This is a genomic window from Microcoleus sp. B6-A1 (genome assembly GCF_036705085.1).
Lineage (GTDB): Bacteria > Cyanobacteriota > Cyanobacteriia > Cyanobacteriales > Microcoleaceae > Microcoleus.
Map to the genome: position 1 here is coordinate 13,285 of NZ_JAUBTU010000096.1, position 13,998 is coordinate 27,282.

Sequence of the window (13,998 nt, forward strand, 5' to 3'; positions counted from 1 at the left end):
TTAACACGGATAAACCCAGATAATTATAATAAGAGCGATCGAATCTATGCAAAAGGCTGGGTGCAGATGGCGCACCCAACAATCACTACTTTTAAGCTTGATATTTTTTCAGAATAGCAACTTTTTCGGGGAAGATTTCGATCGCCATTTTGTCATCATAACGAGTCGCGATCGATCGCCTCACCTCGCCCAAAAACAGCGGCTGCGACAGCCCAGGTTCAGGATGTACCACTGTACGAACCCGGATGGTCATGTAGTCTCTGCCCCGCCCAGAGCGCCCTGGAGAATACAAATCCGCAGCCGCTTGCCGCATCGTTGCTTCTAATTCTGATTCGGTGATCGTAGGTGGCACAGTAACTACTGTTTGAGCGCCGCCAGTATCGTAAACTAAAGAATAGCGCACCGCACCGGGAATTTCTGTGCGGGAAAACAGTCCCAAACCCAGACCAAATATACTCGCAGCAATTACTCCCATAAAGCTTGTCACTCCTACCAATCGGAAGCGAAAACCCCATTTGAAGATAAATGCTATAACTGTTAAAATAGCCAAAGCTACTGTCAGAATTCCCGCCCATTGGGCGTACATTAAGAGATTAGAATTTACGCTCATTTGATGATTTGTTGACTGTTGACTGTTGACTGTTGACTGTGGATATTAGTTACCGATACCCGATGCCCAATGCCCAATGATTAATTAAGCGTTTCGGGCCACAAGCAGATAAGTCATCATATCGCCTTTCCCCTTCACTGGAATCACGCCGCGCTCCTCAAAAACGTACTTACCCCGCAAGCGCTCGTAGGTAGCAACTGTCACCTGAATGCTGCCGGGGACGCCTTGAGATTCCATCCGGGAAGCTGTATTTACCGTATCTCCCCACAAATCGTAAGTAAATTTTTTAGTACCGATTACCCCAGCTTCCACCGGGCCTGTGTGGATGCCGATGCGAATGCTGAGCGGCTGACCTCCCTTGGTACGCATCTTAGTCATTGCTGCTTGAATTTCCAGCGCCATTTCCGCGATCGACTCGGCGTGATCCTCGCTGGGCGTCGGCAAACCGCCAACCACCATATAAGCATCGCCGATCGTCTTAATTTTCTCAAGTCCGTAGCGCTCGGCCAACTCGTCAAAAGCCGAAAAAATTTCGTTGAGCAACTCCACCAATTGGGCCGGCGATAAATGAGCCGAAAGCTTAGTAAAACCGACCAAATCGGCAAACATCACTGTTACCTCAGCGAAACTGTCTGCGATCGTAATTTCCCCGTGTTTCAGGCGCTGTGCGATCGCCTTCGGTAAAATATTTAACAGCAAACGCTCGGACTTTTCCTTTTCCTGAGCCAACTCATGTAAATAGGCCTGTTCCTTATCTCGCAGCCGCTTCTTTTCCAGACAAGCGCTAATCCGAGCCTTGAGCAATACCGGATTGAACGGTTTAGAAAGATAATCCTCCGCCCCCAACTCTATACACCGAACGATACTGTCGATATCGTCCACCGCCGAAATCATAATCACCGGGATGTAGCGCAAATTCTCGTCCGCCTTCAGACTTTCGAGTACCTGATAGCCGTTCATTTGCGGCATCATAATGTCTAGCAGAACCAAATCAAAAGGAACGCTTCGCAACATTTCCAGAGCTTGCAGACCATCTTCAGCAACAGTCACCACATGGCCTTGACGCTGAAGTCGGCGGGCCAGCAAATCGCGGTTTACCTCATTGTCGTCAACAACCAGCACGCTGCCCTCGTCACCTTTCATGTCAGGGCCTCTTTCAGAAGAGTTTCAATTTTACCCAAAAGTCGGGGAAACTCGACCGGTTTAGTGTCATAGTCATTGCAGCCTGCAGCAAGACACTTTTCACGATCGCCCGCCATTGCGTGAGCCGTCAGCGCAATCACCGGAATCCTGCTAGTTTCAGGAGCCGCCTTAATTTGCTGCGTTGCTTGCCACCCGTCGAGAACCGGCAGACTCATATCCATCAGAATCAAATCCGGTACTTTCGCGAGCGCCATCGACACTCCCTCAGCACCGTCAACAGCAATAAAGACCTCATGTCCCTTGCGGGCCAGACGCCTGGAAAGCATATCCCTATTCATTTCGTTATCTTCGACCAACAGGATTTTAGCCATTGGTGTTCTCCTTGCCTTTCGAGTCGTACCTGCGATCGAACCTGTCATTTACTATAGAGCGAACATCGTGCAACAAAGTATCGCAACTGTAGACTCCCTTTTGTAGTACCCGCTCGACGTAGCCGTTTAGCTGCTGGCTTTCTGCAGGTGTCAAGTTTTTCCCCGTGATCACAACAATCGGTATAGGATCTCCCGAATGGGATTTACGAATTTCCCCGATCAACTCAAAACCATCCATTTCTGGCAACATCAAATCCAGTAATATCAGGTGCGGGCGAGCAACTTTTAGCCGATCGAGAGCAGCGCGTCCGCTATCAGCTTCCGTTACTGCCCAGCCTTGTGTTTCTAGTACGCATCGCAGTATTTCGCGCGTGGCAACGTCGTCTTCCACAATTAGAATCTGACAGGTCAAATTGTTACTTGCAACGCCGTCTTGGTCGCGTCGGTACTTGTTCAACAAGGCAGCCAGCCGTTTGCCGTCCACTGGTTTGGTGAGGTAGTCCGAGGCACCCAATGCAAAGCCGAGGCTTTTGTTGCCCACAAAGGATAGCAGGATTACGGGAATTTCGGCAAGGTCAGGATCTGCCTTCAGCGCTGAAAGTACCGCCCAGCCGTCCATTCCGGGCATGATCACATCCAGGGTAATGGCGTCTGGCCGTAGTTGCTTAGCGAGCCGGAGAGCTTGCTCGCCACCGCCGGCGACTTCTACGTGCAGTCCTTGGCGACTGAGGGTGCGCTGGATTAAATCCCGCGAGATCGGGTCGTCGTCCACTACCAGCACCGTGCCGACCGCGGGGGCGTCCAGAGGGCTAGTGCTGTCGTGGACTTTGTTGGGGATTTCCGGCTGTTTGATGGCGCTGGGCAAGATCACGGTGAAAGTGGTGCCGGAGCCCAAGGTGCTGCTGACCTCAATGCTGCCACCCATCATCTGACAGAAGCGCTGGCTGATTGCTAGTCCCAAACCGGTGCCACCGTACTCGCGGGTAGTCGAGGCATCAGCTTGGGTGAAAGGTTGGAAAACTCGCTCCAATTGCTCTTGTGTCATGCCGATGCCGGTGTCGGCGACGCGGAAACTTAAAAATTCGGAGTTGGAAATTAAAATTTGGGAAGATTCCTCTTGATTTTTCATTTTTAATTGTTCATTTTTAATTCTTTCCACTCCGATCGCAATTCTCCCGTTTTGTGTGAATTTGGCAGCGTTGCTGAGCAAGTTAAGCAGCACTTGCCGCACTTTGGTCATGTCCGCGTGCATGGTGTCGAGGTTGTCTGGACAGTACACTTCTAGGGTATTACCGTTTTTCTCTACCAGCGGCCTTGCCGTGGCAACAGCACTTTCAATTAAGCTATGGATGTCGAAGGTTTCTAAGTAGAGATCCATTCGGCCTGCTTCAATTTTAGAAATATCTAGGATGTCGTCAATCATGGACAGCAGGTGTTTGCCGGCGCTGCAGATTTTTTCGAGGTCGGGGACGAAAGCTTCATCGCCCAATTCTTCGGCTTCTTCTTGGAGCATTTCGCTGTAGCCGATGATGGCATTGAGGGGTGTGCGAAGTTCGTGGCTCATGTTGGCGAGAAATGTGCTTTTTGCCCGGTTGGCTGATTCTGCTGCTTCTAGGGCCAACTGCATGGCGGATTCTGCCTGTTTGCGATCGGTGATGTCTTGGACTGTGCCTTCGTAGTACAAAACCCTGCCGTTTTCGTCGCAGATGCTGCGGGCGTTTTCAGAAATCCATATCGTGCTACCGTCTCGGCGGTATATTTGGGATTCAAATTTTGCCACTTGGCGGCGCGCGCCCAATAGGGCTATAAACTCGGCGCGCCGATTGGGGTTAACGTAAAATTGACGGTTGATATCGGTGAGTTCGGCGAGCATTTGGGTACTGGATTCGTAGCCGTAAATTCGAGCTAGTGCGCTATTGCCGCTGAGGTAGTACCCGGTCGGCGTTGTCTGGAATATGCCTTCGACTGCGTTTTCAAAGATGCTGCGGTATTTTGTTTCGGATTGTCTCAAGGCTGCTTCTGCTCGCTTGCGCTCTAGGACATTGGCGAGCATTTCTCCTACCATTTTTAGCTGTGTGGATATTTCGGTTGCTCGACCTGCTGTTTGCTTTAAGCCCTCGAATCCGAGAAATCCTACTAGGTTTTTACTACAACCAATTAGGGGAATAATTATCAGCGATTGGATATTTTTTAGCGGTTTTTGTGATTCTAAATTATTTAGGGAAGCGCCCATTGCAGGTATTGAGGCGATTGCTGTTTGATTGACTGTTTGGGATGGGGAGTCTGTCTGGAATTGGGCTGGATTTTGACCGATAAAATAGGCAATTTCGGCGATTGCTGAGGGCGGGAGTTCGCCAATTTCTGGAATAGAGAGGCATTCGGCGCGATCGAGCTTTTCTGCAATCCAAGGGATTTGTGCGATGTCTATTGGTTTGTCGGTGCTGTTTTTGACTGCCGGAATGCTTTCGCCGCACCACTCGTAGGTTTTGTCGGCGCGGGTTTTGTCGAATGATAACAGGTAGATGTAACTGCGGTCAAACCCGCTCAATGTGGCGATCGCTTCCAGGGTTTGATCGATGCCTTTGTCTATTTCTGATAAGGGCTGGCTGATGAAATGGGTTGACAAACGGGCAATCAACTGAGCGACTTCTATTCGATACTGCAAAGATTGTTCTACTTTTTTGAGTTCGGTAAAGTCTCGAAAGCTCCAGACTCTACCGATTGTTTTCGCTCCAACTTTTGAGGGCAACGAATTTAATTCAATAATTCTTCCGTCTTTAAATTCTAATAATTCGCTGATTTGAGTATCTGAATCTGCAGACACTTTGAGCACGTTTTGGAGAAATCCTTGCGGGTCTTTTAATTGTTCCCTGTCGAAGGGGAATCCTGTTTCGATCGTTTTTTTGACTGTGCCGAAGGTCGATCGGCTCAAGTTTCCTTGGCTGGCGGACAAACCCCACATCTCTAGAAATTTCTGATTATAATTACATATATTGCTGTTTCTGTCAACCGCCAGAATTCCTGCATCTGTAGATTTTAGAACTGCTTGCAGTATCGAGAGCGATTGCTTGTGTTCTCTAATGTCAATGTCAAAAATGTCAAAAAACACCAAGACTGATATTTCTCTGCCCTCTACTGCAGGATGAAAAAAATAGGAAACTGGTAAAATCTTGCCGTCGCGACACAAAAACTCGTCGTCCCAATTGTTGCAAGGTTGACCGGAAGCGATCGCCTGTTGTAAATCTAGTGTAGGTGCGATCGGCCTATCTTCACTCTTGCTGGGCGACTGTTTCGGAGCCGTCAAAACTTGGGATTTGTTGCCTTTGTTTTGCTTCCCGATGCGCTCTAGCAGGGAAACGCCTGCAAGTTCCGACTCTCGCCACCCCAGCAAGCGTTCGGCCTCTGGATTCACCGAGATTACACAGCCCTTTGCGTCAAGGATACACAATCCCGCTCCCCAACTGTTGACACTCGCCCGCAGTCGATCGAATTCTGAAGCTGTTGGAGAGTCTTGAGGGGACTGGGGCGAGTCAGTTAAATCCTTGAGAGCCACCGTCTCCGAGTTCAAGCCATCCTGCTGCTGAAGTTCTTGCTGACTCAGAGCTCCGTCATAGCTACAACTTACCTGCTCTAATAAAAGCTGCCACTGCTCAGCAGTGGGAGGGGGAGACTCGCCGACTAAACCGAGCTGTTCGAGTTGGCGCTGGAGGTGGGGGTGCATATTTTCTGGCGCTTTGTAGGCAACTTTCTACAGTATATCTTTTTAATTAATAGTATATATATGTAGGTATACGGTTAGGGGAAAAGTACGCGATCGAAGTCTATAACAGGTTTTCTTGAGAAGCCGAGGGATCATCTCTGCTCTCCAAAATCTTTCAAACTGCGCTAGTTATATTAATTATCAGAACTTTTAAGGGTTGTCAACCAACTAATCCTCTGAATGTCGGCAGCACGCTCAAAAATAATAATAATATCATCTTATCAAGTCAATACTCAGGAAAGTTGTGGTAACGACACTACAAGGTTTACAGGACAAGGATCATAAAAACATAAAAAAGTCGAATTCAATGCAAGACCGGGGTGGATCTGACATTGATTTAATTATCCACAGTCGATCAAAGTCAAGCGAGAATAAGCCCTTGGGCCATAGAAAAACTGTTCGGAGTATTTATCAAGTGAACTTAGCCTCAAAAACTAGGTGGCAGCCAAAAAACGATCGCGGACGAGGGTACTGGCCAGGAAAAATTCTTATTCCCATGCCAGCGGAAACGATTTCAGGACTTTTCGTATTTACTCATAAATGAATTCTGGTTATCTAACTCGCCCTCATCTTCTACTTCTATAGCAATCCTACATCATTTGTGAATTTATTACTCCCGATCGAGCGGGATCGGGAAGGGTTGGGGTGGGGTAAAAAAAATCCGAGTCATTTAAGATTACTCTATGTTAGAAAAACCTACTAAATTAACAGCGTTTTTAATGTGATAAATTATGGCCAAATCTCCCTATCTGCTAGCGGAATAATCAGCAAACTGCGGAGGCCAATAAAATTTACAGGCATCAAAATAACTGTAAAAAAATATTATTGGTCAGACTTTTCGGTTGAGATCGAAAGGTCGGTGAAAATAGCTGGCAGCCGAATGGTAAAGGTAGAACCTTTGTCCTCCTCGCTGAATGCGGTAATGTCTCCGCCCATCATTTCGCAGAATTTCTTAGTAATCGTCAGCCCCAAACCAGTGCCACCGTACTTCTTAGTAGTTGAGGAATCGGCTTGGGTGAAAGGCTCAAAGATTCTGGCTAACTGTTCGGGAGTCATGCCAATGCCGGTATCTGTGACCGTAAAAATGATCCAATCTTGAGCGGAAGATAAGAGAGACAAGCTATTTTCAGCTTGGCCACCTCCTCTATACGCTCCAAGTTTTTTGCCTTTCTTTGCAGGGTCGGCGGGGATTTCGACGGATCGGGTAACGGCGAAGGTAATCGCGCCGGAGCAAGTAAATTTTGCGGCATTGCTGAGGAGGTTGAGCAGAGACTGCCGGAGTTTAGTTTTGTCGGTGTGCATCGACCCAATATCCTCGGGGCATTGTATTTCTAGGATATTGCTATTTTTGTGTGCCATCGGCGCGATCGTGGCCACTACTTCCTCAACCAGAGTTGAAATGGTGAAGGTTTCGAGGTCGAAGTCGATGCGGCCTGCTTCAATTTTGGTCAAGTCGAGAATATGTTTAATCAGCGCGAGTAGGTGCTGGCCGGCCGTGTTAATTCTCTGGAGGTCGTCGATGAACTCTTCGGCACCAAGGTCTCGGGCGTCTTCTTGCAGGAGCTCGCTGTAGCCGATGATGGCGTTGAGGGGGGTTCTGAGTTCATGACTCATGTTGGCGAGAAAAATGCTTTTGGATCTATTTGCAGCTTCGGCGGCTAATGCGGCCCGGCGGAATTCTTCGGAACGCAAGCGTTCGGTGATGTCGGTGGTCATGATTAAAACGCACTGAGTGCTGCCGAGGTGGATGAGTTCCACTGACAGCAGCCAGTCGCGCACTTCGCCGGCTTTGGTGCGAATTTTGATTTCTTGGTTGCTGAGCGAATTTTGTGATTGCAAAATCTGGGCGAGCCGCCCCCCGTCTTCTGAATTGACCAACATTCCTAAGTCGCTGGGAGTGCGGCCGATAAATTCGTGCCGCAGCCAGCCCCCGGAGCGCAAAAAGCTTTCGTTGGCATCGAGGAAGCATCCATCTGTGAGGGTGCAGATGCTGATCCCGACTGGGGAGGCGTGAAAGGCCTTGGAAAATCTTTCTTCTGAAGAACGCAGGGCGGCTTCGGCTTGCTTTCTGTCTGTGATGTCTTGGACGGTGCTGGTGATGTAGAGGGAGGTGACATCGGCTTGTTCGTAGACTGTGCGGTTGCTACCGTCGGGCAGTATGAGCCTGTAGTCGATGCTGTAAGGCTGTTGCTGAAATAAAGCGGCTTCGATCGAGGTTCTGACTAATTCTCTGTCTTCCGGGTGCACGTATTCCAAGAAGGCTTCCAGGCTGGGTTCAAAAGTTCCCGGTTTCTCTCCCAAGATGCGGTAAATTTCCTCTGACCACCGCAATTGCTGGGCGTTGCGGTCTAAGTCCCAGTTGCCTAGCTGGGCGATGCGTTGGGCGTTAGCGAGGCTGGCTTCGCTGGCGCGCAGGGAGGCTTCTGCTTGGTGGCGTTCGGCCACGGTGGCAGCTAAGACTAAGCCGGTGACGGCGATGACGGCGATGAAGGCTTGCAGGGATAACAGTGCTTGGGGGATACTGCTGGCGTGTTTGAGGAAGGGGCCGCTGCCTCGGGCGATACCCCAGATGGCGAAGCCGCAGAGGATGAAGTTGGAGAGGGCGGTGTAGCGTTGACCGAATCGAAAGGCAGCCCAAACTACTAGGGGAAATGGTAAGTATTCGAGGGGATAGCGGGCGTAGGCGGCGCGGGTGCGGGAGCAAAAGACGAGCCAGCCGACTGCGAGTAGCAGCAGCAGCCAAATCGCTCGTTCAGCTATCTGTTTGCGATGGGTGGGGACTTTGGGCAATTGTTGCCACGTCAGCAGCAGCGGGGCGACGAGCAAAATTCCCATAGCGTCTCCTACCCACCAAGTCCCCCAAATCGTGCCAAAATTGCTCCAGCTAGATAAACCGGTCAGGCCTACGAGGATGCTGCCGATGGTGGAGTTGATTAGGGTAGATCCCAAGGCTGCTAGTCCGACTATTCCTAAAACGTCTTTGAGCCGATCGAGCCCGGCGCTAAAGTTAATGCCCTGGAGTAGATAAGTTCCCGTCCACGCTTGCAGGGTTCTGGCGCCTGCCGAGATCAATGCCGTGCCGATGTTGGCCGACGGTACGCTCATGCTGAACAGGAAGCCTCCGATCGCGATTCCCGGCCACAGTTGCCGCCCGAACAGCAGCAGGGCTGCTTGGGCAATTCCTGCTGCCGGCCACATCGGGTAAATTTCTGAACTGAGGGTGAGGCTGGAAATGGCGAATTGCGACGCCCAATAGTAGACCAGGGCGATCGCGCCTACTGCGAGGAAGTACCGCCAGGAATGTCCTTTGATTGCGTTAAGGAACTTTGTCTGCATGGTCGTTTGGGGAAAAGGTGGACGGTTGTTGGGGTCTCAGTATGTGGCACGGGACAGGCACAGGGTAGAGAAAATGTTTCTATTAGGTGATGGTAGGTCATGAGTGGTAGGTAGTGGGAGAAGCGTTTGAGCTAACTTTTTGTGGTGCCGTTGAGGGTTCGGTTTTTTTGTTGGATCAAATCTGCCCATGAATTTCGAGAGGAGCGCTTTTTTGTAAATATATCTCTAATGGCTAAGCAATTGGTTTGTAAATTTTTGGTTTTTGTTAAAAATTTATTACCGAGCGACAGTGGGTGTCTTTTTGTGTCGGGCGATCGTAACTCTATTCACCCTAACATTTTGCACCATGCTCAATAATACCTAAAATACCTAAAATACCTAAAATACCCATAAACGCGACGTAAAATCTCTGCTTTTAGGTAAGTTTGGGGCCCGAAACACGGTTTCTGATTAGAAGTGCAGGCGGTAGTGATTTTCACTAGATTTTTAACCAATTAATCGACGCTTCAAGTCTGGCGATCGAATACAGTGAAAGCGGATAATTTACAGCTAATAAAAATATTTTTTCTGGTCTATTTCTCTTTGGCTGTTGCAATATCTAAGGTTAGTGTCAAACGCTCTTGAGATTCTTTAAGGGCATCTTGGGGGTTGCCGCCGAGAAGGGTTGCCTCTATGGCGCGACCGAGGTTTTCTGACAGGCGGGAGTAACCTGATATAATGGGTCGCGCTCTGGCTGAGTTCATTTGTTCTAAAAATACTCGCAAAACAGGGTTTTTTTCCACAAAGCTTTGATAAGCTTGGCTCTGTCTCGATTTTAAGTTAATGGGTAAGTAACCTGTTCCCAATGCCCATGCTGTTTGGAATTCTTCACCTATAACGTATTCTAAGAATACTAGGGCTGCTCGCTCTCGTTCTGGCGAGGTTTTCATTAAAAATAGGTTTTCACCCCCGACGACGGCTGCAGGGCGTTTGAGGAGCGGTAAAGGCATTGCTGCGTAGTCGATCGCGCTTTGCTGCAACTGTGCTAGCGTCCACGGCCCGGTGATTTGCATGGCCACTTTCCCGGCGATGAAATTGTCGAGTTCGTAACCGCGTTCGGGTGCTGACAATATTGCTGAACCTTCTTTTAACAAGTCGCTCCACAATTCTAAGGCAGCGTGAGAACCGGGATTATCTATTTGGGGTACAGGACTTTGAGGTATTTCGCCTTTGAATTCGCCGCCTGCGCTGAACATGAATGGCAGCCAGGTAAATACTGTCCATTCTCCTTTGCCTAGGGGGAGCACTATGCCGTGTTGATCTGTGCGGCCGTCTCCGTTGGTATCTCGGGTGAGCGATCGGGCTACTTGCTTTAATTGGGCCCAATTCTGCGGCACTTTTTTGATTCCTGCTGCTGCAAATAAGCTGGGACGGTAAAATATGGCGACGTTGTTTGTGCCTAGGGGAACTGACCAAGTGTGTCCGCCAAGTTCCATTGACTCGAAGAGGGCCGGGTCGATTTCGGCTTTCCGGGGCGATTTGTCGAGCCAGTTTTCTAAGGGTTCAATTGCGTCGAGTTCTGCTAGTTTTCCTGCAATTGAGGGGCCATTCCACAGCACATCCGGCGGTGCATTTCCAACTATTGCTGTGAGTATTTTTGGGAGTTGTTGGTCGGGCTGACCGATGTAAACTGGTTTGATCTGGATGTTGGGATGCGTTTTGTTGAATTGGTCTGTGAGGGTTTGAAATACGTCGCGGTTTGGGGGGGGATTGATGCCGTGCCACAGTGTGAGTTCGAGTGGTTCGCCGTTTTTTGATGCGGGTGTTGTGCTGTTTTGACAGCCGCTTAATATTAGCAGATTTAAGGTAAGTAAAATGCCGAGCGCTAGTTTGAGTGGCTTTTTAATTGCTTTGGATAATTGGGATAAAATCATTTGTTAGTTGGATTCAGGGAAGAAGATTTTTTTAACCGCCGATGAACGCGGATAGTGAGAGGTTGGTAAAACGAGCTAAATCTCGAAAATCTGCAGGTAGCTGATTTCTCTCTCCATCCGAGGTGTTTTGAAACAAAACGGTGAAAGCTCCTGCTCCTAGTCTATCTTGCGGCCACATCCGATAGCAAGAAATTTCTGTCAGGTGCGATCGATATTTTTCTAAATGAGGAACAGTGACTGGCCCAAATTCGGGGAATTTGCTTAACAGCCATTCGCTGACTTGTTCATTTTCTGCGGTTGAATAAGTGCAGGTCATGTATGCAAGATAACCTTGGGGCGCTACAATTTTAGCAGAATTGGCTAAAATTCTTTTTTGGCGGTTGGCATTGCTGTTGATGGTGACATGATGAAAGCAGCCGGGTGCTTTGTCTCCTTTTGCTAAGAGTGATTGACCAGTACAAGGAGCATCTACTATTACTAAATTAGCAGTTTGTGGTATCTTTTCGGCAAGTATTTTTGAATCGACGTTGGCGGCGGCGGATGGGTTAATTCGGCAGCGTCTTAAATTAGAGATCAGCATTCCCATGCGTTTGCCTATGACTTCGTTGCACAACAGCAATTCTGGGTTTAATGTTTTCCAGGCAAATATACTTTTTCCTCCGGGGGCGGCGCACATATCTAAGATTAGTTTGATTGGCGGGGGTATTGTTAACAGCGTGGAGGCGGCGAAGATTGAGGAAAAGTCGAGACAGTAGTAATGTCCTGCTTGATGTAAGGAATGTTTTCCCGGCTGGGATTCTAAGGCTAGTCTATCTACAAATTCGGGTTGCCAAGAAACTGGAATTTCGAGATTAAATGGGTTTTCTGTTGGTTTTGGTTGCACCCACAAGATGGCAGGATTAAAAGCTTGGGGATTGGTGACGGCATGAATAAATTTTTCTTGTTCTGCGGTGTCGGCAAATAAGCTGCGGCTGAGTTTCAGCAGGAGATTCGACGGGCTTCCCATGCTCTGACAGATATGATAAGATTGAGATGAACACTAAAAACTGTAAATCCGATGATAATTCCTAGTGTAGAACAGTTAGATTTAACTTTGGAAGAATGGATGCAAAATCCTCCTGACGGGACGGAGTGGGCGGACGGTAAAGTTATAGTCAAACATCCTGTAGAATTTGTAAATGGAGAAGTAGTGGGGAAACCGGGAATGACTGCAAAAACTCGCCGCATTCAATCAAAGCTAGATTATTACTGGAGAAGTTACATGATCTCAAGCGGCCAAGGGGGCGAGGTTTATGTGGAAGTTACTTGTCAAACTATGAAAAAAGGGCGAATACCCGATGTATCTTATATTACTCCTGAACAGTTGGCGCAAGTTGGGGAGTTTTCAGTTTTGCCCCAGAGTTTTCCGCTGCTAGCTGAGATTGTTTCGCCTAGCGATTTTGCTTGCTGATGATGTTTTTGCTAAGGCACAGGAGTATTTAGAATCGGGATGTTTGGAAGTTTGGCTGCTGTTTCCTAAGAGTAGTTGGGTGTTAGTAATTACTCAAAGTCAGGTGGTTTTGTTCAAGCCTGGTGAGGTGGCGACAACTCAGGTTGTTTTGGCAGGATTTAGGGTGGCGGTGGATGAATTAATGGCGTAGTTTTGTTGTTATTATTGTACAAAATAAGTAAAACTCTATGAAAATTGTTTTTTTTGGCACTCCCGATTTTGCTGTTCCTACTTTATCCAGTTTGCTGAGTCACCCAGAATTTGAGGTTGTGGGTGTGGTGACTCAGCCGGACAAACGTCGAGGAAGAGGGAATCAATTGATGCCTTCACCTGTAAAAGATGTGGCTTTAAATCACAGTCTCCCGGTTTGGCAGCCGCGCCGCATTAAGAAGGATTCTGAAACGCTTGCTAAGTTGCGGGAAGCGGAGGCGGATGTTTTTGTGGTGGTGGCTTACGGCCAAATTCTGTCTCAAGAAATTCTGGATATTCCTAGTTTGGCTTGCGTTAACGTTCACGGTTCAATTTTGCCGAAGTATCGCGGTGCGGCGCCGATTCAGCGCTGTCTTTTTGACGGGGAAAAGACAACAGGAATTACTACTATGCTGATGGATGCTGGGATGGATACTGGGGCGATGCTGTTGAAGGCTTTTGCTGGTATTTCGCTGTTGGATAATGCTGATTCTTTGGCGGATAGGTTGGCGGAAGTTGGGGCGGATTTGTTGATAGAAACTTTGGTAAAATTGAGAGACGATAAGGTTAAAGCTGTTGTTCAAGATGATGCTGAGGCGACTTACGCACCGATGATTAAGAGTGCGGATTATGTGCTGGATTGGTCGAAAAGTGCGATCGACCTTCACAATCAAGTTAGGGGCTTTTTCCCGGATTGCACGACGACTTTTCGTGGCAATTCTCTGAAGGTGATAGCTACTGTGCCCGTCGGGCCGGAATATTGGCTGCAATTACCACCAGATTTGAGGGTTTTGGAACGCGAATGGCCTGTTTTGGATCAGTTGTCGGGCGCAAATGGGGAAGTTGTCAAGGTTGTGAAGGGGTTGGGGGCGATCGTCCAAACCGGTGATGGTTTATTATTGTTGCGGGAGGTGCAGTTGGCAGGGAAAAAGGTGCAGTCTGGGGTGGATTTTGCGAATGGAACTCGGTTGGTTATAGGGGAAGTTTTTGGGATGGTTGAAGTTAACGAATGAGAATTAAATAACTTCCACAAGTTTGTGGGATGGGCGTCCCGCCCGTCTTTTTTGGACGGGCGGGACGCCCAACCCACAAACTTTTTGATAAACCCGGTTGCTCTCAAAAACCCAAACGGGTAAACCTTAGCAATATCCCCCGCTAAATCCATCAACGAACCCGCACCATCCACC

The 13,998-nt window shown here is 48.5% G+C and carries 10 protein-coding genes; 3 read left to right on the forward strand and 7 right to left on the reverse strand.

Going from position 1 to position 13,998, the window contains the following annotated elements; translation table 11 throughout:
* Positions 1–91 precede the first annotated feature (91 nt).
* The 7 genes from QUB11_RS25990 to QUB11_RS26020 all read right to left on the reverse strand — a co-directional run bounded on the left by QUB11_RS25990 (position 92) and on the right by QUB11_RS26020 (position 12,139).
* Entirely contained in the window at positions 92–610 is a 519-nt protein-coding gene (locus tag QUB11_RS25990; protein WP_333202485.1) for a Ycf51 family protein, read from the reverse strand.
* Positions 611–694: 84 nt separating this feature from the next.
* Positions 695–1,753 carry an adenylate/guanylate cyclase domain-containing protein gene (locus QUB11_RS25995; protein ID WP_333202483.1) on the reverse strand — a complete coding sequence of 353 codons (1,059 nt, stop codon included), beginning with the start codon at positions 1,751–1,753 and terminating at the stop codon, positions 695–697.
* Positions 1,750–2,124, reverse strand: coding sequence for a response regulator (locus QUB11_RS26000; protein WP_015177895.1), 375 nt, complete (start codon positions 2,122–2,124; stop codon positions 1,750–1,752). Before QUB11_RS26000 ends, QUB11_RS25995 begins: the two co-directional genes overlap by 4 nt.
* Positions 2,117–5,845 carry a response regulator gene (locus QUB11_RS26005; RefSeq protein ID WP_333392030.1) on the reverse strand — a complete coding sequence of 1,243 codons (3,729 nt, stop codon included), beginning with the start codon at positions 5,843–5,845 and terminating at the stop codon, positions 2,117–2,119. The genes QUB11_RS26000 and QUB11_RS26005 overlap by 8 nt, the downstream gene beginning before the upstream one ends.
* Before the next feature lie 861 nt (positions 5,846–6,706).
* Positions 6,707–9,220, reverse strand: coding sequence for an MASE1 domain-containing protein (locus QUB11_RS26010; protein WP_333202478.1), 2,514 nt, complete (start codon positions 9,218–9,220; stop codon positions 6,707–6,709).
* Positions 9,221–9,792: 572 nt separating this feature from the next.
* Positions 9,793–11,133 (reverse strand): ABC transporter substrate-binding protein, encoded by a 1,341-nt coding sequence (locus QUB11_RS26015; RefSeq protein WP_333202476.1) that lies wholly within the window; start codon positions 11,131–11,133, stop codon positions 9,793–9,795.
* 31 nt (positions 11,134–11,164) lie between these two features.
* Complete coding sequence (locus tag QUB11_RS26020) at positions 11,165–12,139, reverse strand: RsmB/NOP family class I SAM-dependent RNA methyltransferase (RefSeq protein ID WP_333202474.1); 975 nt, start codon at positions 12,137–12,139, stop codon at positions 11,165–11,167.
* 51 nt (positions 12,140–12,190) lie between these two features.
* On the opposite strand from QUB11_RS26020, the gene QUB11_RS26025 reads away from it, so the two are divergent.
* Genes QUB11_RS26025 through fmt form a run of 3 tightly spaced genes read left to right on the forward strand, consistent with a single transcriptional unit; the run spans position 12,191 to position 13,824 of the window.
* A complete protein-coding gene (locus QUB11_RS26025; RefSeq protein ID WP_333202472.1) occupies positions 12,191–12,583 on the forward strand; it encodes a Uma2 family endonuclease in 393 nt (130 codons plus the stop codon).
* Positions 12,573–12,773 carry a hypothetical protein gene (locus QUB11_RS26030; RefSeq protein ID WP_333202470.1) on the forward strand — a complete coding sequence of 67 codons (201 nt, stop codon included), beginning with the start codon at positions 12,573–12,575 and terminating at the stop codon, positions 12,771–12,773. Before QUB11_RS26025 ends, QUB11_RS26030 begins: the two co-directional genes overlap by 11 nt.
* A gap of 37 nt (positions 12,774–12,810) precedes the next feature.
* Positions 12,811–13,824: a methionyl-tRNA formyltransferase gene (gene fmt / locus QUB11_RS26035; protein WP_333202468.1), complete on the forward strand. Its 1,014-nt coding sequence runs from the start codon at positions 12,811–12,813 to the stop codon at positions 13,822–13,824.
* The last annotated feature ends 174 nt before the right edge of the window (positions 13,825–13,998 follow it).

Excerpts from the sequence above, each read along its gene's own strand:
- QUB11_RS25990 (WP_333202485.1), bottom strand. The coding sequence starts at position 610 with ATGAGCGTAAATTCTAATCTCTTAATGTACGCCCAATGGGCGGGAATT.
- QUB11_RS26020 (WP_333202474.1), bottom strand. The coding sequence starts at position 12,139 with ATGGGAAGCCCGTCGAATCTCCTGCTGAAACTCAGCCGCAGCTTATTT.
- QUB11_RS26000 (WP_015177895.1), bottom strand. The coding sequence starts at position 2,124 with ATGGCTAAAATCCTGTTGGTCGAAGATAACGAAATGAATAGGGATATG.
- QUB11_RS26015 (WP_333202476.1), bottom strand. The coding sequence starts at position 11,133 with ATGATTTTATCCCAATTATCCAAAGCAATTAAAAAGCCACTCAAACTA.
- QUB11_RS25995 (WP_333202483.1), bottom strand. The coding sequence starts at position 1,753 with ATGAAAGGTGACGAGGGCAGCGTGCTGGTTGTTGACGACAATGAGGTA.
- QUB11_RS26010 (WP_333202478.1), bottom strand. The coding sequence starts at position 9,220 with ATGCAGACAAAGTTCCTTAACGCAATCAAAGGACATTCCTGGCGGTAC.
- QUB11_RS26005 (WP_333392030.1), bottom strand. The coding sequence starts at position 5,845 with ATGCACCCCCACCTCCAGCGCCAACTCGAACAGCTCGGTTTAGTCGGC.
- fmt (WP_333202468.1), top strand. The coding sequence starts at position 12,811 with ATGAAAATTGTTTTTTTTGGCACTCCCGATTTTGCTGTTCCTACTTTA.
- QUB11_RS26025 (WP_333202472.1), top strand. The coding sequence starts at position 12,191 with ATGATAATTCCTAGTGTAGAACAGTTAGATTTAACTTTGGAAGAATGG.